The 18,017-nt window shown below is 67.2% G+C and carries 21 protein-coding genes; 12 read left to right on the top strand and 9 right to left on the bottom strand.

What is annotated here, in order from left to right:
* Positions 1-155: 155 nt before the first annotated feature.
* The 3 genes from BFF77_RS23380 to BFF77_RS23390 form a co-directional block, all read right to left on the bottom strand.
* Positions 156-722 (bottom strand): hypothetical protein, encoded by a 567-nt coding sequence (locus BFF77_RS23380; protein WP_107422228.1) that lies wholly within the window; start codon positions 720-722, stop codon positions 156-158.
* Positions 723-831: 109 nt separating this feature from the next.
* The gene (locus BFF77_RS37050) at positions 832-1,131 is read right to left on the bottom strand and encodes a hypothetical protein (protein WP_245703666.1); all 300 of its coding nucleotides are present in this window, start codon (positions 1,129-1,131) and stop codon (positions 832-834) included.
* A 342-nt stretch (positions 1,132-1,473) separates the two neighbouring features.
* Entirely contained in the window at positions 1,474-1,662 is a 189-nt protein-coding gene (locus tag BFF77_RS23390) for a hypothetical protein (RefSeq protein ID WP_066953079.1), read from the bottom strand.
* Positions 1,663-2,106: 444 nt separating this feature from the next.
* Here BFF77_RS23390 and BFF77_RS23395 point away from each other — a divergent pair, with 444 nt between their 5' ends.
* Entirely contained in the window at positions 2,107-3,030 is a 924-nt protein-coding gene (locus BFF77_RS23395; protein ID WP_066953081.1) for an FkbM family methyltransferase, read from the top strand.
* Positions 3,031-3,255: 225 nt separating this feature from the next.
* Here the strand turns inward: BFF77_RS23395 and BFF77_RS23400 are convergent, their stop codons facing one another.
* From BFF77_RS23400 to BFF77_RS23415, 3 genes are all read right to left on the bottom strand, one after another.
* A complete protein-coding gene (locus tag BFF77_RS23400) occupies positions 3,256-3,609 on the bottom strand; it encodes a hypothetical protein (RefSeq protein ID WP_066953083.1) in 354 nt (117 codons plus the stop codon).
* A complete protein-coding gene (locus tag BFF77_RS23405) occupies positions 3,606-4,346 on the bottom strand; it encodes a GntR family transcriptional regulator (protein WP_066953085.1) in 741 nt (246 codons plus the stop codon). Before BFF77_RS23405 ends, BFF77_RS23400 begins: the two co-directional genes overlap by 4 nt.
* Positions 4,347-4,875: 529 nt before the next feature.
* Positions 4,876-5,085, bottom strand: coding sequence for a hypothetical protein (locus BFF77_RS23415; protein ID WP_245703667.1), 210 nt, complete (start codon positions 5,083-5,085; stop codon positions 4,876-4,878).
* Positions 5,086-5,233: 148 nt separating this feature from the next.
* Between BFF77_RS23415 and BFF77_RS23420 the strand changes: the two genes are divergently transcribed.
* Entirely contained in the window at positions 5,234-5,989 is a 756-nt protein-coding gene (locus BFF77_RS23420) for a GntR family transcriptional regulator (RefSeq protein ID WP_066953091.1), read from the top strand.
* A 61-nt stretch (positions 5,990-6,050) separates the two neighbouring features.
* On the opposite strand, the gene BFF77_RS23425 is transcribed toward BFF77_RS23420, so the two are convergent.
* The 3 genes from BFF77_RS23425 to BFF77_RS23435 are packed head-to-tail and all read right to left on the bottom strand — an operon-like array spanning position 6,051 to position 8,184.
* Positions 6,051-6,572 (bottom strand): hypothetical protein, encoded by a 522-nt coding sequence (locus tag BFF77_RS23425; RefSeq protein ID WP_141698503.1) that lies wholly within the window; start codon positions 6,570-6,572, stop codon positions 6,051-6,053.
* A 59-nt stretch (positions 6,573-6,631) separates the two neighbouring features.
* On the bottom strand, positions 6,632-7,390 hold the full coding sequence (locus tag BFF77_RS23430) for a glycosyltransferase family 2 protein (protein ID WP_066953095.1): 759 nt from the start codon (positions 7,388-7,390) through the stop codon (positions 6,632-6,634).
* A 5-nt stretch (positions 7,391-7,395) separates the two neighbouring features.
* Positions 7,396-8,184, bottom strand: coding sequence for a GntR family transcriptional regulator (locus tag BFF77_RS23435; RefSeq protein ID WP_066953097.1), 789 nt, complete (start codon positions 8,182-8,184; stop codon positions 7,396-7,398).
* Between the two features lie 360 nt (positions 8,185-8,544).
* Between BFF77_RS23435 and BFF77_RS23440 the strand changes: the two genes are divergently transcribed.
* The 10 genes from BFF77_RS23440 to BFF77_RS23485 all read left to right on the top strand — a co-directional run bounded on the left by BFF77_RS23440 (position 8,545) and on the right by BFF77_RS23485 (position 17,993).
* Positions 8,545-8,808: a hypothetical protein gene (locus BFF77_RS23440; protein WP_066953099.1), complete on the top strand. Its 264-nt coding sequence runs from the start codon at positions 8,545-8,547 to the stop codon at positions 8,806-8,808.
* Complete coding sequence (locus BFF77_RS23445; RefSeq protein ID WP_066953101.1) at positions 8,805-9,770, top strand: DUF2637 domain-containing protein; 966 nt, start codon at positions 8,805-8,807, stop codon at positions 9,768-9,770. Before BFF77_RS23440 ends, BFF77_RS23445 begins: the two co-directional genes overlap by 4 nt.
* A gap of 98 nt (positions 9,771-9,868) precedes the next feature.
* Positions 9,869-12,022 (top strand): cell division protein FtsK, encoded by a 2,154-nt coding sequence (locus BFF77_RS23450; RefSeq protein ID WP_066953102.1) that lies wholly within the window; start codon positions 9,869-9,871, stop codon positions 12,020-12,022.
* Positions 12,023-12,465: 443 nt separating this feature from the next.
* A complete protein-coding gene (locus tag BFF77_RS23455) occupies positions 12,466-12,660 on the top strand; it encodes a hypothetical protein (RefSeq protein WP_066953116.1) in 195 nt (64 codons plus the stop codon).
* A 47-nt stretch (positions 12,661-12,707) separates the two neighbouring features.
* Positions 12,708-12,971: a hypothetical protein gene (locus tag BFF77_RS23460; RefSeq protein WP_066953104.1), complete on the top strand. Its 264-nt coding sequence runs from the start codon at positions 12,708-12,710 to the stop codon at positions 12,969-12,971.
* Positions 12,972-13,011: 40 nt separating this feature from the next.
* The gene (locus tag BFF77_RS23465; RefSeq protein WP_066953106.1) at positions 13,012-13,680 is read left to right on the top strand and encodes a hypothetical protein; all 669 of its coding nucleotides are present in this window, start codon (positions 13,012-13,014) and stop codon (positions 13,678-13,680) included.
* Complete coding sequence (locus BFF77_RS23470; RefSeq protein ID WP_079125417.1) at positions 13,677-14,003, top strand: DUF6303 family protein; 327 nt, start codon at positions 13,677-13,679, stop codon at positions 14,001-14,003. Before BFF77_RS23465 ends, BFF77_RS23470 begins: the two co-directional genes overlap by 4 nt.
* Positions 14,004-14,189: 186 nt before the next feature.
* Entirely contained in the window at positions 14,190-16,187 is a 1,998-nt protein-coding gene (locus BFF77_RS23475; RefSeq protein WP_141698504.1) for a DUF3987 domain-containing protein, read from the top strand.
* Between the two features lie 202 nt (positions 16,188-16,389).
* On the top strand, positions 16,390-16,581 hold the full coding sequence (locus BFF77_RS23480; protein WP_066953110.1) for a helix-turn-helix transcriptional regulator: 192 nt from the start codon (positions 16,390-16,392) through the stop codon (positions 16,579-16,581).
* The gene (locus BFF77_RS23485) at positions 16,575-17,993 is read left to right on the top strand and encodes a tyrosine-type recombinase/integrase (protein WP_066953112.1); all 1,419 of its coding nucleotides are present in this window, start codon (positions 16,575-16,577) and stop codon (positions 17,991-17,993) included. The genes BFF77_RS23480 and BFF77_RS23485 overlap by 7 nt, the downstream gene beginning before the upstream one ends.
* Positions 17,994-18,017: the final 24 nt, after the last annotated feature.

The raw sequence follows: 18,017 nt of genomic DNA on the forward strand, positions 1-18,017 counted from the left end.
CCGCCCACCAGCGACGGAGCGCCTACAGCCTACCGGGCGTGGCCGGTGGCAGGGGCCGTTGGTCCGTCCCTGGTCCGTGAGCTCCGGAAACGGGCCGCCAGCGGCACCAGGACCAGGGTGCCACGGAACCTGCCGAGGGGACGCTCCCGCCGCTGTCAGGAAGAGGCAACGTCGTCGCGGCGAGCAGCCGGCAGCAGCAGATCACGCTCAGGATGGTTGTCACCCGTGACCTTGCCCTGTACGCCGAGGTCCACCCGAGCGGCCTCATGGAACTGGTTGATCTCCCGGAAGACGACACGGTTCCGCTCGCGCCACTCCTCCAAAGACCCGGCAGTCTTCCCCGTAGCCTGCCAGTCGACGGCCAGAGCAGCGGCATTCAACTCATGTGCGGCCTCCACCACTTCGTCCCCGCCGAGCAACATGATCTGCTCGAACGACCGACCACGGTGACGCTCAGCCTCAGCCAACTCCGCGATCATCTCCGCCTCGGAGTGCTCACTCCGGCGAAGCCCTTCCCTGTGCTCATAGAGCTGCACAGCAAGAAAGATCCCCGCCCGAACCCGGTCGACGTAACCGCTGTAGGCATCAAGCTTCCGGTCATCCCACCGCGTCAGCAACTCCCGCCGATGCCGGCTCCGCTCCATCACATAGTTGGTGAGATGCGTCGTCAGCGCTCCCAACAACACAGCAGCGACGGTTACAAGCTGCTCGCCGGTCCCCAACTCATCCCCCAGCCACCCGACTCATCTAGATCTCTAGAGGATCTTAGGAGCGCAGTGGACTCGGAGGACGGGGAACGACCCACTGGCTGAGGACCAGTAAGCAGCCGTCTCAGTTGGTGCGTGTGAAGGTATCGATGTCACAGCGGTCGGGGTCGCCGACAAACTCATACAGATGAGGATTCTCCCGGCTTCCGCTGACGTAGACGCCGTTCCCGTAGTAGCCGCCCTTCACCTCGCTGTCCCAGTAGCCGCTGATCTTGTGGAAAGTGAAGGAGACGGGCCAGTCGGAACTGTCAGCCGCTGTCAGCTCCCAAGTACCGTTGCCGGTTCTCTGCTCAGGGCTGGCGGCGCCCTCAAGATCTGAGGGCCATCCAGCCGCAGTGAACGATCCATCCTTGTTAAGCGTCATGGATCCGCCGGCGGAACTGCGGTAGGTGCCCACCAGGTCCTGGCTGATGAGCCCCCTGGGCCGCTGCCCCTCGTCTGGACAAGGTGAGTATCGGCCGAAGCATCCGGTTGTAGTGGCTGCTACACACAGGATGAGTGTGCATGCCAGACCGAAGTGCCGTCGGTTCACGTCGCGCCCCCTGAAATATCGTGTTGAATCAGTGTCCCCGTGAGACCTCCGGCTCAGCTCGGGGGCTGTCCCAGCGATGAATGCGGTCACTAAAGCTGGTCACGGCCCGTACATTCCGGGCCGTGACCGAGACAGCGCACCGCCGACCGCGACGTTCCTGCCGCGATCGGTCCTCTACAACTCGACGCCGAACGCAATCACTGCGAGCAGCACTGCTACACCGCCCGTGGCAACCATCAGAGGCTCAGCGATAGAGGGGTGCTGGTGCGCCAGGTACGCCAGGAAGACAAAGGCGAGGGCGAGGACAGCCACCAGCAGGAGCAGGAGCATCTGGGTGTGGCCCTGGGGCCCGTTCTGGTTCATCGGACTTCTCTCGGAATCTGGGCATGCGGAAGCCGCATACGAAGGAATGGGAATAGCCGCTCCGGCCTGAGGACGGCCTTGGAGAGGACCGGGGCCACTTTGGAACGAGCGACTGTTAGCTGTGCAACCTCGCTGGCAGTCGCACCCCGTGCAGCCCCCGACGGGTGCGCCGCCCGGCTTCGACCGAGTGCCAGCATTGCCGAGGAAGGACTCGCATTCAAGGCTCTGACCTGCGACTTCATGGCAACGGGCCCGTAGGATTCCCTTGAATGAGAGCCACAGTTCCGCTATGGAAATCGCGCTCTCAAGGCATGAATCTCCGCGCCTACACCGGTACGGCCCTAGCCGCGCAACAAGAGGCGTCGAGGACAGACGGATGGCCCGGGAGCGTGACGAGCAACGACAGAGCTACGGTTTACGGGGACCCAGCGGAAAGGCCATTAGATGCGTAATCCCGGCTCAGATGCCTTGGTCAGCCTCGGGCGGGGGTACGTACGGGACGCCCCGGGGGCTCTTGGCAAGGCTGCGCTGGCCTCGCTGTATCTGAATCCCCGACTCCGGGAGCACCCGCGCCAGCGGGTCGTGCGGGCTCAGTTCGGGGCTCGGTTCGCCGTGGAAACTCAGGACCTCATTCAGCGGTACCTCTACCTGTTCGGGGTGTGGGAACCGCATATGACGCGGTGGCTGCGAGGGCGGTTGGAGCCTGGGGACACGTTCATCGACGTCGGCGCCAACATCGGGTACTACAGCGTGCTCGCGTCGCAGCTCGTCGGGGACGCCGGCAAGGTGGTGGCGATCGAGGCTTCGCCCGTCTTTCTTCAGCGGCTGTCGCAGAACGTGCGGCTCAATGAGATGCGCAATGTGCGAGCGGTGAACGGGGCTGTCTCGGACAGTCGGAGGATGCTGACGTTCGTGCTGGCCAGTTCGGCGAACATGGGGGCCAACAGCATCGTGCCGTACGACGGGCCGGCGGAGTCGACGTTCGAGATCGAGGCCCGGCCGCTGGGAGAGATGCTCGATTCGCTGGAGATCAGCACTGCCCGCGTCATCAAGATTGATGTCGAGGGAGCAGAGGGAAGCGTCGTGCGAGGCATGGAGCCCATGCTCGACAAGCTGCGGCCGGACGCGGAGATCACCGCCGAAGTGACACCTGACCGGATGGCCCAGCTCGGTGACTCCGCCGAGGACCTGCTCACGACCATGCGGGATCACGGCTTCAACGTCTACCGGCTCGCCAACGACTACCGGCCGGAGAGCTACCCGGCCGCGCTGCGCGGTGCGCCTGTCGTCCCGGTGCGATGGCCTGGGCCGGTTGTCGAGGAGAGCGATCTGATCTTCTCGCGGGTCGACGCGGAGACACTGGCATGAATGCGGCCCGGCTACCTCGCTTCAAGGTAGCCGGGCCGTATCACCAGCGGATGGGATCCAGCGTTCCGCCAGCACATTCGGGGCAGGCGACTCGGTACGTCCAGCCGCAGGTGGTGCAGCCTTCGAAGCCGCAGCAGTCCGGGCACCAGATGGAGCGGTGGCCCGTACAGCGTCCGCAGTGGGTCGCGGGCCGTGCCTCGGGCTTCCGCCTCGGCCGGGCGCCAGTCATCCCATGGCGTCGTACGCCGGGTCCTCGTGCTCCTGCACGGGCAGGCGGGCACCCCGGCTCTCGGAGACCCTCAGCACAACGCCCAAGGCCTCTGCCGTCCGAGCCAAAGCAAGACGGAGGCTCCGCGCGTCCGCCTTCCGGTCGGCCAGAACAGCCTCGGCGTTCTTCAGTACTTCAGCCCCAGCATTTGTCTGCTCGGACTCGATCTCGTCGGCGAGCCGGGAGATCATGCTCCCGTTGTCATCGGTGCTCAGATAGCACGGCTTCCCCTCGGGACTGACCCACGGCAGCAGGCGTAGGACCGTGGGAGGAAGCGTGGACAAGCCCCTGTTGCATTCCTGCTCATTCATCGGACTGCCTCCAGCCGCTCAGGCACAGAGCCCGTGGTGAAGAGAATCTCGGTACGGTCGCCGGGCAGCACCAGGAGCGCTCCCTCCACCACGCGTTCGGTCGCGTCGGTCGAGACGCGCTCCATCGCCAGCACCGGGGAGCGGGTGGTGATGTGCAGCGTCTGTGCCTCGGTCGTTGTGGGAAATCGCGCCGTGACCCGCTCGGTCGTACGCGTCACCCGCACCCCAGCCGCAGACAGCAGCTCCCGAACCTCGTCGCCCCAGGCAGACTCGCTCGCCTCGGGCACACCGAGCCTCGCCACGGCGTGAGGTACGTAGATACGGGCCAGACTCCTCGGCGAGGCGCCCTGGTGACCGACGAAGACGTACTCAGCCACCGGACTGCCGACCTCGATGTGCAGGAGCAGTGACAGTTGGCCGTCGGCCTCCACCGTCCGGCTGTCGCACCGAACGCTCACTGCGGCGTTGGTAGCTGCCCGCCGTTCCGTTCCGTGGAGCCGGGTGTTGGCGTACACCATCCGCTGTCCGGGCCGACGGACGAAGTTGCCACTGCCATGACGCTTCTCAATCAGCCCCTCGCTCTGGAGAACTTCCAGGGCATTGCGGAGAGTTGGCGTGCTGACCTTGTAGCGCGCGGCCAGTTCCTGTTCCGCAGGAAGTCGATCACCCGCAGGCCAAGTCCCGACAGCGATCAGGTGACGCAGGTCATCGGCGATGTGCTCGTACCGGTTAGCCATGCGCCGCTCCCTTGCTTGGAACCTCAACGGCGCGCAAGTGGCAGGAGCACACGCACGTCTCGTAGACGAGCGGCAGATCGGCCGGCGCCTCGGTGGGCTCCGACTCCGTGCAGTCGGCGTGCGAGCCGATGCGACAGGCCGGGGACCGGTACGGCGTCGCCGCGGCGCTGCCGGAAAGTTGCTGGTGACGGAGGGCTCTCATCAGACCTCCGCAGCTTCGAGGAGATGACGAGTCATGGCCATGCGATCGTGAGCCGAACGCAAGAGAGCTGCTCGCTCTTCGCTGGTCAGTACGTACGGCCGGACGAGAACGTTGTCCTCCGCGCGAAGGGGCGCTGCGTGCCTGAGCGCGCGCGTCGGGCGTGGCGCAAGCCGTGCCGAAGGCGCCGTCCGTTCCTCGAAAGGATGTGGCGCGGTCCCGCGCGAACGGTGCCTGCCGCGTCGGCGATCAGGCTCCGATGGAGAAGTGAACTGCCGTCTGGTCCATGCGGCAGCACGACGGATAGTGTCTAACACGCTGATCAGCTCCCTATAGCTGATGGGTGTGCCCCGGGACGGCGCCGGCCGTCCCGGAGGCGTTTTTGCTGATGGCGACCCATGCGATCCGGCCGCCGTTGGCGGTGACAGCGAGACCGAACGAGTCGCCCGTCTCCAGCACCGCTAACAGCTCCTGCCAGGACTCGGCCGAGACCGGGTCCGATACCTCCGTCTCGACGCACATATGGCTGTCGTGATCCACGAAGCGCGTGGTGAGCCCTGCTTCGGAGAGGCGTGCAGCAACCTGCTCAGCACGTCCTTCAGGTGAGGACACAAGGCCTCCGTCGCAGCAGGATCACTTTTAGTGAAGCTAGTTAACTAGATTAGGGCTAGTGGACTAGATTTTCCATATGCCTGAGCAACCTCCCTACCTCCGGATCGCGGACGTGCTGCGGCAGCGCATCGCTGACCAGGAGTGGACGCCGGGCGACCGGCTCCCCTCGCGGACTCAACTCGCCGAGGAATGTGGGGTGGGCGAGAACGTCATACGCCGCGCACAGGAGCTGCTGATCTCGCTGGGCGTCCTGGAAGGGCGTACGGGATCGGGAACGTACGTGGCGGAACCTCGCGAGCGTCTGCGCATGGTCCGCTCGCAGTACCGCGAGCAGCGCGGAGGATCACCGTTCCGCGCCGATATGGCCTCGCTCGGCAAGCGAGGCACCTGGGAAAGCCGTACTGACGCGAAGATCCCGGCCCCGGCCAGCATCGCCGCACGCCTCGGCATCTCCGTGGGAGACCTCTGTGTCCGTACGGCGTACGAGTTCCTGGTCAACGGCAAGCCGGCCCAGTTGTCGACCAGTTGGGAACCGTACGACCTCACGGCGGGCACGCTGGTGGTACTGCCCGAGGGCGGGCCCCATGCAGGCAAAGGGGTTGTCGACCGGATGGCCGAGATCGGCATCACGGTCAGCCACGCAGTGGAACAACCGGAGCCCGGACAGGCCAACACCGAGGAGTCGACGCTCCTCGGCGTACAGCGGGGCGCACTCGTCACACGCATCCGGCGGACGTACTACAGCGACGACGCACGCCCGGTCGAGACGGCGGACATCGTCATCCCCGCCGCCACCTGCGAAATCGTCTACGAGGTACCGGTCCAAAACTGACCAGACCCTAATCAAGCCTGCTGGTACCTGGATACAGTGTTGGCGATCCGACGGAGGGTCACTAGACGTCGATAGCCTTACGGGCCTCTTCCACGAACCGCTTACGCTTGCTCGAAGCATGATTCAAGAATCGCCGCACACGCTGCGCCTCTGACTGGCTGATCGGGCGGCCTGACTCTCGCCCGATGGTTCGCGCACGGATGGCCGCGATGCACGCAGACAGTGAGCGAGTGACTTCTTCCGCCGTACGCGCGAGCTTCTCCGGGCCTTCGATCTCCACGGTAGCTTGAGCCGCCGCTAGGTCCTCCTGAAGAGTGGCCTTGACCCGGTCAATTTCCTCACGGACCTGCCCAAAGTGCACTTCCGGATTGATCAACTCCGTCTCGATGCCAGCCAGCAATCTGTGCACCTCGTCCGCCTTGGCGATGAATGCCGTATAAGCGTCGCGTCGCAACTGACGACGCCAGTGCGTGTGTTCGGACCTGACCTGTCGCTGCGCCGAGAATCCTGCCACGGCTGCTGCCAGAGTTGAGCCGACCACTCCCACTGCGGCCCCGAGGACTGCGGCAATTCCAGGATCCATGCATAGATCTTGACGGTTACAGATTCATGCCCGCCCGGGAGTTCTGAAATTCGACGAACTCAGTCGATGCTCGGATAGCTCCACCGCAGGTAGGCCAGCGCTCGGGCCCTGGACTCCACCACCGCCATGCGGGCATCGCGCTCCGCCGGGTCGGTGTGCGCGGCTTGACCGGTGGCCTGGCCTGGCCATTTGCGGTAGAGCAAGCCCACCTCGGAGGAGAACCAACCGCGGCTGACCGAGTCCAGTGCGAGCAGCAGTCCGGTGTCCTCCGAGGCCGGCAGTGCCATCCAGCCGCCGAGCGCGAGCAGCAGATCACGACGGGCGAAGAGAGTGGCAGGGTGGACCGGCGCCCGGTAGTTGTTCGCCGACCAGTACTCAAGGACGGCGCCGCGCTCGATGGGCCCGTTGTCCGGGTCGCCCTCGAAGCCGACCGTAGAGCCGTCGGGCAGCAGATCCAGTACGCGCGATGTCGCCCAGCCGAGGGTGGGATCGCCTTCGAGTGCGGCCAAGTCCCGGGCCAGGGCGCCCGCCGGCAACTGGTCGTCGGCGTCCAGGACCTTGATGTACTCCCCGTCCGCGTGCGCGAGCGCCAACGTACGCGCCGTACCCGGACCGCCGGGTCGCCCCTGCCGGAACGTCACCCGCGGATCATCGGGGACATGGGGCGCGACCTCGTCGCTCCGGCCGTCCTCCTGGATCAGCCAGTGCCAGTCCCAGCCCGCGGGAAGGTCCTGTGCGACAAGGGACTTGTAGGCGTCCGGCAGGAAGTGAGCGGACGGGCCGTGTACGGCGGTGACGATGATGATGCGCCGGCGCACGGCACTCACCACCTTTCCAGGGGAGTGGTGAAGAGCATTTCCGTGCGGTCGCCAGGCAGCGTGACATCCGAGACGTCCACCACCCGGTCGTTGACGTCGAACGTCGTCTTCCGGAGCACCAGGACCGAGGTCCCGGGCGGGAGTTCCAGCTCCTCCGCCTCTTCGGGAGTCGGTGGTCGGGCGGAGACGAGTTCCTCGACACGGCCGACCTCGATGCCGACGGTGTAGAGCTGGTTCTGTGTGCCGCCCGGCCAGGGCTCCTTCGTCTCGTCCAGGAGGTCCGGGTTCGACTCGACCAGGGAACGGACGAGGTACGAGGTCACCAGGTTGAACGGGGCGTTCTCGGCGGCGTACCGCGTCCGGTAGGTGCGCTCCAGGAGGGGGGTCCCCTCCGGCACGCCGAGCGCCTTCGCGATCTCCTCGGACGCCTTGATCTCGCGATAGGCCGCGTAGAAGACGAGATCGTTTACGCCGAGGCCTGTGTCGTGCTCGGTGGCCCCTGTCTGCTGCCGCTCCGCCTCCGTTTCACGGGCGCGGTCCTTCTCCCACTGATGCCGGAGGTTTGTGCGCAGCACGCGCGTTCGGGGCTTGCGTACGAAGTTGCCGCGGCCGTGCTGCTTCTCGATCAGCCCCTCGTCCTGGAGGAGCCGGAGCGCGTCACGGATCGTCGGGACGCTCCGCCGGTGATCCTCCGCGAGCTTCGTCTCGGAGGGCAGGCGGTCGCCGGGCTTCAGCTCACCTGCGCGAATGGACTGACGGAGTTCGTCCGCGATCCGCTCGTATGCCTTGGCCATGAGTGCTCACCGTTCTCTGTCGAAACGACACCAGCTTACGACTCCTAAAGAGGTCTTGACGACTGGTGGAGAGGTACGCCATAGTCAAAGAACTCCTAAAGAGGAGTTGAGGAGAAGACCTCTTTAGGTCTTGCCCTTGCGTTGCTTGAAAACTGCACAGCGTGCCTCGACGAACGAGTGCTTTTGATCTTCGGCGCCCACGCCCCCGCAGGGCACGGGCGTCGGAGGTCATGACCACTCAGTTCCCGGATGACTCCGGATGAGCGGTCACCGGCCGACGACGGCGGTCGACGGGTCAAACGATGCCCGCCGCGCCGGCCTCTCCCGATCCCATCCAGTCCCGTGTTCAGGAGAGATCCCATGCGTACGTTCATCGGCGGCCACGAAGCCGCGGGCGAGGACGAAGACTTCCGCGCCTTGTTCCTCGGCGGGCACGACGAGTCGCCCGAGCAGCGTGCGGTACGCCAGGCGGCGGCCCGCGACGTCTTCGCCGACCTGCTCGAAGAGAGTGCGGACGACGAGATCGCGATGCTCAACGCGGCGTACGCGGCTCAGCTCAGCAGCATCGTGATCAGGCCCACGGCGGGTGCGCTGCCGAAGGATCGCCTGAGGGACGCCGCGTGAGCCAGTGGAACGTACAGGCCCCGGAGCCTCCCCCGCTGAGCACAGCGGAGAGAGCGCTGCTGGGCATGGTGATTCCGCTCGGCGGGGGTGTCGGCGGGCTCGGGCTCGTCGCCTCGTTCGGCTCCGTCTCGTCCGCCGCCGGCCGCTGGGGGTTCGCGGACGCCTGGATGCTGCCGGTCGGGATCGACCTGGCCATCCCGGTCTTCACCGCGGCGAACCTGCTGCTCATCCGGCTCGGTATGCGGTTGGCATGGGTACGATTCGTGCCCTGGGCGCTCACTCTGGTGACCTGCTGGCTGAACATCGCGGCCGGCGCCTCGGTCTCGGCGAAGGTCGCGCACGGCGCGATGCCTCTGCTGTGGGTCGTACTGAGCGAGATCGCGGCGCACGTCTACGCCGTACGTATCGGTGTGGCGACCGGGGCCCGGATGGAGCGCATCCGCCGCTCACGCTGGCTGTTCGCGCCCCTCACCACGCTGATGTTGTGGCGCCGGATGGTGCTCTGGGAGACCACCGACTATCGCGAAGCCCTGGCGCTGGAGAAGCAACGGCTCCTGGTCCATGCCGAGCTGCGCGAGAGCCACGGTCGGGCGTGGCGGCGAAAGGCTCCGCGCCGAGACCTGGTGCTGCTCAAACTGGGCGAACTCACACCGGAGGGCTCGCTCTCGGCTGACGAGCGAGACGTGGGAGACGAGCCCGACCCTGACGACAAGCCGGGCTCGGAGCCCACACCGCGTCCCCGGCGGAGGCGACAGGCCGAGAAGTACCGCCCGCGTATGACGTGGGAAGAGGCGATCGCCAGGGCCCGCGAGCACACCGCCGACTGGCCGTACGAGCGCCTCGACGCGGAGCCCATCCGCAAGGCCATCGGTTGTAGCCAGGGCCGCTCGCGCCAGCTGCGCGACGTACTGCGGTCCGAGCGCCGGCCCCAGGAAGCGGAGCCGACGCCGGTCGACGGCTGATCTGAACCCGTCACCTCTCACCGAACTGAGGTCCGGCCGCTGCTTTGGCGGGTAGGGCCGGGCCTCAGCCTCCCCTCCCAGTCCGGAAGGAAGCGTCAGTGAAGCACGAGCCCGAGGAGCCCGACGCCCAGGAGCGCGCGCTCTTCGCACGCTTGGAGAAGGAGTTGGGATCGGGTCCGACCGAGTCGGCCGACCGCGCCGCCGCCGAATCGGGCGACCCTCGCCAGACCGTCATGGTCGACCGCCCCGGCGGACCCGTGGGCCCCCGCCTGATGGATCGGGTGCGGGACGCGAAGCGCCGCCCGGTCATCCCGGCCTGGGCCAAGTCCCGTACCGAGTTCAAGTCCGCCGGGCGCGGCGTCGCGGCGTACGCGTGGCACGTCTCGGCGTACCACGCGGTGCGCACGCCCTGGTACACCCTGCGTCTCGCTCTCCAGTCGCCGCACGGCGTGGCCCGGTTCGTCGGCGGCTCGCTCCGGTGGGTGACGGATGCCGAGGGCGAGCCCTTCCGTCAGTCGGCCGCCTCGAACGACGACATCGACGACTATCTGAGGCTCTCCCGCCAGCGCGATCGTCGGGTGCGGTGGCGCGCGGTCGTCACCTTCGCCGCCACTGTCGTGGGAACGGCCACCGCCTTAGCTCTGTACGTCCTGGCACCGGCCTGGTTGCTGGTGTTGAGCGGCGCAGTCGTAACCCTGGCCCTGGGCCGACTCGGACAACCAACGGATGATCCCGTTATCCACAGGGCTGTGGAGATCCCGAAGGCCACCAAGCTGACCAGCGACATCGTGTTGCGGGCACTCGGCTCTCTCGGTATCCACGCGATCAACCAAGCTCAGTCCAAGGGCGGCCCGGGTTTCACCTTCACCGCCCCCATCACCCGGGACGGACCGGGCTGGCTCGCCGAGGGCGACCTTCCGTACGGCGTCACCGTGACAGACGTGGCCGACCGGCGCGACAAGCTGGCCTCCGGGCTCCGCCGCCCGCTGGGATGCGTATGGCCCGAGGCCGTACCGGACGAGCACACCGGCCGACTCCGCCTGTGGGTCGGGGATCAGGACATGTCCCTGACCAAGCAGGCGCCATGGCCACTGGCGAAGGCCGGGACCACGGATCTCTTCGAGCCGGTGGTCTGGGGCACCGACCAACGCGGACGGTGGGTCGGGGTCACGCTCATGTTCATCGCGGGTGTCATCGGCGCCATCCCGAGGATGGGCAAGACGTTCCTGCTCCGCCTCCTGCTGCTCGTCGCCGCGCTCGACCCACGAGCCGAGCTCCACACGTACGACCTGAAGGGCACCGGCGACCTGGACTCGGTCGGTGACCGCGTCGCCTACCGACACCGGGCCGGCGAGGAAGACGCGGACATCGAATACGCCATCGCGGACCTTCGCGAACTCCAGCGGGAGCTGCGCAGACGGGCGAAAGTGATCCGTTCCCTTCCCCGCGACATGTGTCCCGAGTCGAAGGTGACCACCGAGTTGGCCTCGAAGCGCTCCCTCGGACTCCACCCGATCGTGGTCGGGGTGGACGAGTGCCAGGTCTGGTTCGAACACCCCGTGCACGGCGCGGAGTTCAAAGAGATCTGTACGGACCTGGTCAAGCGCGGTCCGGCGACCGGGATCGTGCTGTTGCTGGCCACCCAGCGGCCGGACAAGGACAGCATCCCGACCTCGATCAGTGCGAACGCCTCGGCCCGTTGGTGCCTCAAGGTCATGGGCCAGACGGAGAACGACATGGTGCTCGGGACCGGTGCTTACAAGCGCGGGGTCCGGGCCAGCATGTTCGCCTGGGGCGACAAGGGCATCTGCTACTTCCTGGGGGAGGGCGCGGACGCCCGTATCGTCCGCTCCGCGTTCATCAACGCGGTCGAAGCCGACCGGATCGCGCTCCGGGCACGGGCTCTGCGCGAACGCGCCGGCACACTCGCCGGACACGCGCTCGGCGAGGAGCCCGAGGCCGGCGCGCACGCCTCGTACGACCTGCTGGCCGATCTCCGCGCCGCCGTTCCCACCGACAAGCCGAAGCTCTGGAACGAAGCTGTCGTCCCGCGTCTCGCCGAACTCCGCCCGGAGGTCTACGGGGACTGGGCCCCGGAGCAACTGACGGTCGCGCTCAAGCCGTACGGCATCCGGACTACGCAGATCTGGGGAACCACCGAGGACGGCAAGGGCGCCAACCGGCGCGGCATCAAGCGCGCCGACGTCCTCAAAGCGATCGCAGAACGTGACGGCGGAGCCGACGCGGCATAGCCGTCCGGCGCCCACCCGACGCCCGTTCACCGCCGCTGGGCCTAGCAGGCAGCCCTGCTAGGCCTAGCACTCCCGCTAGCGATCGAAACCCACTCCGACCAGGCATCTAGCTCCTAGCAGCCGGTCCCGCGCACCCCCTGAATCCCGCTCTGGAAGGGGTAGCCATGCCCTCCCTGCTCTCCATCACGCCCATCCTGATATTCCTCGCGCTCTGTTACGCGCTGCTGTGCACCGCAAGCCCGTACGGAGCCTGCCGTAAGTGCAAGGGCTGGGGTCACAAGATCCATCAAACCCGCGCCGGAAGGCTCAAGCGCGGCCGCCAGTGCCGCCGTTGCGCTGGCTACGGCAGGCGTCTACGCATCGGCCGTCGCGTCTACAACGGCGCTTCGCGCCTCCACCACGACGGCACCCGCTGACCTGACGCGATCAAGGAGGCCATGCCCATGTTCTTGACCATTTCGGCTCTCGCCCTGTTCGGGCTCTTCCTGGCCCTGCTCCTGCGCTTCAGGGCGCTCGGCATCGGTGCCGCCGCCGTCGCTGTCCTTTTTGGCTTCTATCTCTCCCGCACCGGAGCCGCGGATGCCATCGACCAGATCATGTCCGCGCTCGGCAGCGCGATTCACGACCTCGGCAACTGAGGGCAACTGACCCGCATCCGGAACAAACCACTGAAAGGCATCCCTCCATGTCTGAGCAGCTCGTAACCGCCCTTCCCCGCATCTCGCTGATGGCCGCCGGTGAACTCCGCGACGCGCTCAAGGCCATCGGCGAGGGCCGCGGCCCCGCCGCCGTCGCCTCCCTGATGGCGATCGATTCCGCCTCGTGGCAGGCGATCGAGCAGCGTCTCGTCGCCGTCGTGGGCAACGACCTCCGTGCGCTCCTTCTGTCCGCCGCCGGTGGTGCTGGTGCCGCCGGTGGCACCACGCAGACGCAGCAGTTCCTCGGCTGACACGCCGTCCCCATCCGCCACCGTCCCTATGGAGGGCCCCATGCCTCAGCCCACCCTCGCGTGGTTCGACAGCCTGACCGCGAGCGTGCACGCGCTCGGCGCCGCCGCCCGCGAGTACCGGACCGCCAACCAGGCCGCCCAGGCGTCGGCCTGGCACACCGACCCCACCCGTCTGCTCCCCATCAACGGCGCGGTCCGCATCCCGGGCCGGGATGTCGTTCGTCCGCAGCATGACGCCCTGTGGCGGCTCGGAGAGTTGTACGGCGACCTCCGGAGCACCACGAAGAAGCTGTACGAGAACGCCGCCCAGGCGTACGCGCACGGCACCGCCAGCGCCGTCCGCTCCGCACTCAGCGGCGGACGCCCGCCGTACGTCGAACTCGACCGGCGCGACGGTCGTTACGTACTGCCTGTGGCCTCGCTGCCCGACATGCGGGACGCGCTCAGCCGGTGGACCGGAAGCAAGCGGCTGGCCGAACTGCGACAGCAGGTGATCGAACGGGAGCACGCTCAGGCCGTCGTTGCCGACTTCGCGTTCTACGAAGACCTGGCGGACTGCGCGGCGGCAGAGATCACTCGCGCCTCCGAGCGCGCCGCAGGTCTGGCCGACTGTGCGTACGCGTACGGCGAGACGGCCGAGAGCGCCCTGCATTTCGTACTTCTCACCGTGACCTCCCAGTCCAACCGCGCCGCCGAGGGGGACCGGTGACTCACGAAGTCGAGCTGCTCACGGCGCAGATGAGCCGCACTCGGGATGGCGCGCATTGGGCGGTGTACGTCGTCCTCTCCAGCGAACCGGGGCACTGGCCGGAGGTCCTGATCCCCGCCGACAACGGCATCCCCAGCGTCGCCGACCGTGCGTCTGCCCTCGCGCATCTCGGCTTCGTCCCCTTCAGGACGTACCCGTTCTGGGACTGGGCCGAGACGACGAACCCGAGGGATACGGCGTCCCCGGTCCGGCTCATCGCCACCCTGGCGGTCGTACCCGCCGCTCCTGAGCGGGGCACGGGCAGCAGTTCCCGCCACTTGTAGCTCTGCCCGGGGCAGCGGTCGACGGGTCAAGGAAGCCCGCTGCCCCGGTATCTCCCATCCCATCCACGGATCAGGAGGTGCCATCAGGATGCACCACATCCGCAGTGTCCGCGTAGTCGCTCCGGCGACCGCACGGATGTTCCCGCACCTCCCCGTGACCGTCGCGAATTCGCGAAAGGCCACACGGTGAGCAGCGCGTTCCCCTCCCCTCCGCCCCCCGATCCTTCGTACGACACGGAGACGGTTCCACCGAACGACCAGGACGCCGAACGGGCCGCCTTGGGCGCCATGCTTCTGTCGCGCGACGCGATCACAGCAGTCACGGCAGTGGTCGCGGTCGATGACTACTACCGTCCGGCACACGCCACCATCCACGCGGCGATCACGGCCATGCACAGTGCCGGGCTGCCGGTCGACCCGATCACTGTCGCCGCCCGTCTGCGCGATGAGGGCGCTCTCCAACGGGTCGGTGGAGCCAGCTATCTGCACACCCTGGTTCAGGCAACACCCACCGCTGCAAACGGTTCGTACTACGCCGAAATCGTCGTAGACGTCGCCCGACAACGCCGTCTCATCGAGACCGGCACCCGGCTGATCGCACACGGCCGTAGTGGCACGCAAGGGACCGAGCGGATCGCCGCCGAGGCAACCGCTGAACTGGCCACGATCCACACCACGGAACGATGGCCCGCCCCGATCCCCCTCGGCACACACGCCGCGCTACCGATCTTTCCGGTCCCGGCCCTGACACCGTGGATTGCGGAACACGTCGCCGCCGTAGCCGAGTTCACGCAGACTCCCCCGGATCTCGCCGCCACCATGGCTCTCGCCGCCCTCTCGACAGCGGCGGGCGGCCGGGTGCACGTCGAGATCCGGCCCGGCTGGCGCGAGCAGTCCAATCTCTACCTCGTCTGCGCCATGCCGCCGGCCTCTCGGAAGTCCGACGTCTTCGCCGCCATGACCGAGCCGGTGTACGACGTCGAGCGCCAGCTCCAGGAGGAGTCCCGCGCCCGGATCATCGAGGCCGAGACGGCGAAGGAAGCCGCGCTGGCCGAGGCCGAAGGGCTCATGGCCAGGGCCCGCAAGCCCGGCGACGGCGTCGATCGCACCGCACTGGTCGCCGAGGCATCCGCCGCCAAACTGCTCGCCGAAGAGATCCACGTACCGCCGCGCCCGCGCCTGACCGTCTCGGGCGACATCACCCCCGAACCGCTCGCCCAGCAGCTCGCCATCCACCGCTGTCTAGCAGCGCTGTCTCCCGAGGGCGACCTGTTCGACATCATCGCCGGGCGCTACAGCGCCAAGCCGAACCTCGGCGTGTTTCTCCAGGCCCACAAGGGCGAGCGCCTTCAGACGGACCGGATCACCCGCGAACAGCCCAGTGTGGACAAGCCCGCGCTCACCATCGGCATCACGCCCCAGCCCGCTGTCCTCCAGGACCTGGCCGGAGCCCCCGGCGCGCGTGACCGCGGTCTGCTCGCCCGCTTCCTCTACGCGCTGCCCGCATCAAACCTCGGCTACCGCAGGACCCGCACCGCCCCCGTACCGGAGGCCGTGGCCCGGCTCTACCACTCCCGCCTGTCCGGCCTCCTGAACACGCTCTACGCACTGCCCGAGCCGGTCACCGTCCCGCTCACCGCACAGGCGGACCGAGTGGTCGAGGCCCTACAGGACAAACTCGAAGTGGCCCTGCGCCCCGAGCAGCCGCTCTCTCATCTCCTGGACTGGGCGGGCAAACTCGTCGGTCACACGGTCCGCGTCGCGCTGCTGCTCCACCTCGCCGACCGGGCAGCGGACGACCGATGGGGACAGCCGGTCGAAGAGGAAACCCTCGCCCGAGCAGCGCAGATCAGCGACTACTACACACAGCACGCCCTGGCCGTCTTCGACCTCATCGCGTCCGATCCAGCCACCGACGCGGCACAGACCATCCTCGAATGGCTGCGCCGCCCCAGGACGGACGGCACCTGGCGCACGTCGATCAAACGCCGCGACGCGGTAGCCGCCTCCCGCCGCTTCCGCACGGTCGCTCAGGTCGGGCCGACACTCACACTCCTCGAATCCCACGGCTACCTCCGCGCCGACACCCCCGCCAGGACCGGCCGCGCGGGCCAGCCGTCATCAGCGACGTACCACGTCCACCCCTCCCTCCAGACCGTCAGCAGTGTCAGCACAACCCGGTGACCTGCACAAACGACAGCAGCCACAACGCCAGCACACGTCAGCACAGTCAGCCCGTACCCACCCCACTGCTGACATCGCTGACGCCCGCTGACACCCGTCAGCAGCGCAAATCCGCAGCTCAGCGAATTCCGCTGACGCCGCTGACGCCCCCCCGCGCCCGAAGTACCGCACCGCCACGCACCGACCGAGGGGACCGATCACCGTGCGCCGTGAACCTCACCTCAAGCTCTGCGACCTCCTGGACGAACTCGACCTGTCCCGCGCCGCCTTCTACCGCATGCGCGCTCGCGGCCAGGCCCCGAAGTCCATCAAGCTCCCCAACGGCCAACTCCGTTTCCGCCGCTCCGACTTCGACAAGTGGCTCAAAGACCACGAGGAGGCGCAGGCATGCTGACCTACGATGTAGAAATCTGGAACATCCGTATCCGCAAGGACCGCCGCAAGGCTTACATGCTGCGCTGGCGTGTGGGGGTGGAGGAGCACTCAAAGAGCTACCTTACGAAGCCCCAGGCAGAGGGGCGTCAGACAGATCTCCGCGCCGCACTCCGTGACCGCGAGCGGTTCGACACGGAGACCGGCCTGCCCGAGTCCGAAATGCGCGCCCTGAACTCCCCTACTTGGTACGACCACGCCTGTGCCTACGCCCTGATGAAGTGGCCCAAGATCGCGGCCAAGCACCGGGCGAGCATCGCCGAGTCCCTGGCCGTCATCACTCCAGTCCTCGTCTCCAACGCAAAGGGTTCCCCAGATCTGAAAACCCTCCGGCACGCTTTGCAGACATGGGCGTTCAGGATGGTCCGCAACGACCGGGACGAGTTGGTGCCGCGCTCCGATGCCGAGACTCCCCCGGCAGACATCGAAGCGGCGCTGGCATGGATGGCAAAGTACTCCCTGAAGGTCGAAGAGGCCGCGCGTGCCGCGCACCTCCGCCAGGCCCTTGATGCGCTCGCGCTGAAGATCAACGGAAAGCCAGCAGCCGACAACACCGTCAAGCGCAAGCGGGCCGTGCTGAGCAACTGCCTGCGCTATGCGGTCGAACGGGACATCCTCGCCGCTCATCCCCTGCCCAAGGTCGACTGGGACGCACCTTCGACAGACGATGAGATCGACTTCCGATACGTCCCGGGCCCGAAGCAGGTCAAGGTTCTGATCGAGGCGGTAGAGGCACAGGGACCCCGTGGCGAACACCTGAAGGCGTTCTTCGGCTGCTTCTACTACGCGGCGATGCGCCCCTCTGAGATCGCCGCTCTCAAGGACACTGACTGCGTCCTCCCGGAAGAGACAGAAGGCAGCGAGAACACCTGGGGAGAGCTGATCCTGGAAGAGAGCCGCCCCGAAGTCGGCTCCGGCTGGACAGACGACGGAAACTCCTACGAACAGCGCGGCTTGAAGCGCCGAGCCCGCAAGGCCACCCGCTCTGTGCCAATCCCGCCCGCACTCGTCCTCATGTTGCGCGCCCACCTCAAGACCTACGGCACAGCGGCTGACGGCCGTCTCTTCCGCGCCGCCCGCGGAGGCCGCGTACGCTCCACCGAGTACTGCGACCTATGGGACAAGGCCCGCGACCTGACCCTAACCCCACAGGAAGCAAAGACACCCTTGGCCGACGTCCCGTACTCCCTCCGCCACGCAGGCATCTCACTCTGGCTCAAGGCCGGCGTCGACCCAGTAGAAGTAGCCCGCCGAGCTGGCCACAGCCTCGCCGTGCTCTACCGCTTCTACGCCAAGATCCTCAGAGGCCAAAACGGCTCGAACCAACTGATCGACGCGGCACTGAACTCAGTCAACGAAGAACCGGAAGCCTGAGTCTAGGGCCCCGAAGCCCTTGGA

This window comes from Streptomyces lushanensis (assembly GCF_001700515.1).
Lineage (GTDB): Bacteria > Actinomycetota > Actinomycetes > Streptomycetales > Streptomycetaceae > Streptomyces > Streptomyces lushanensis.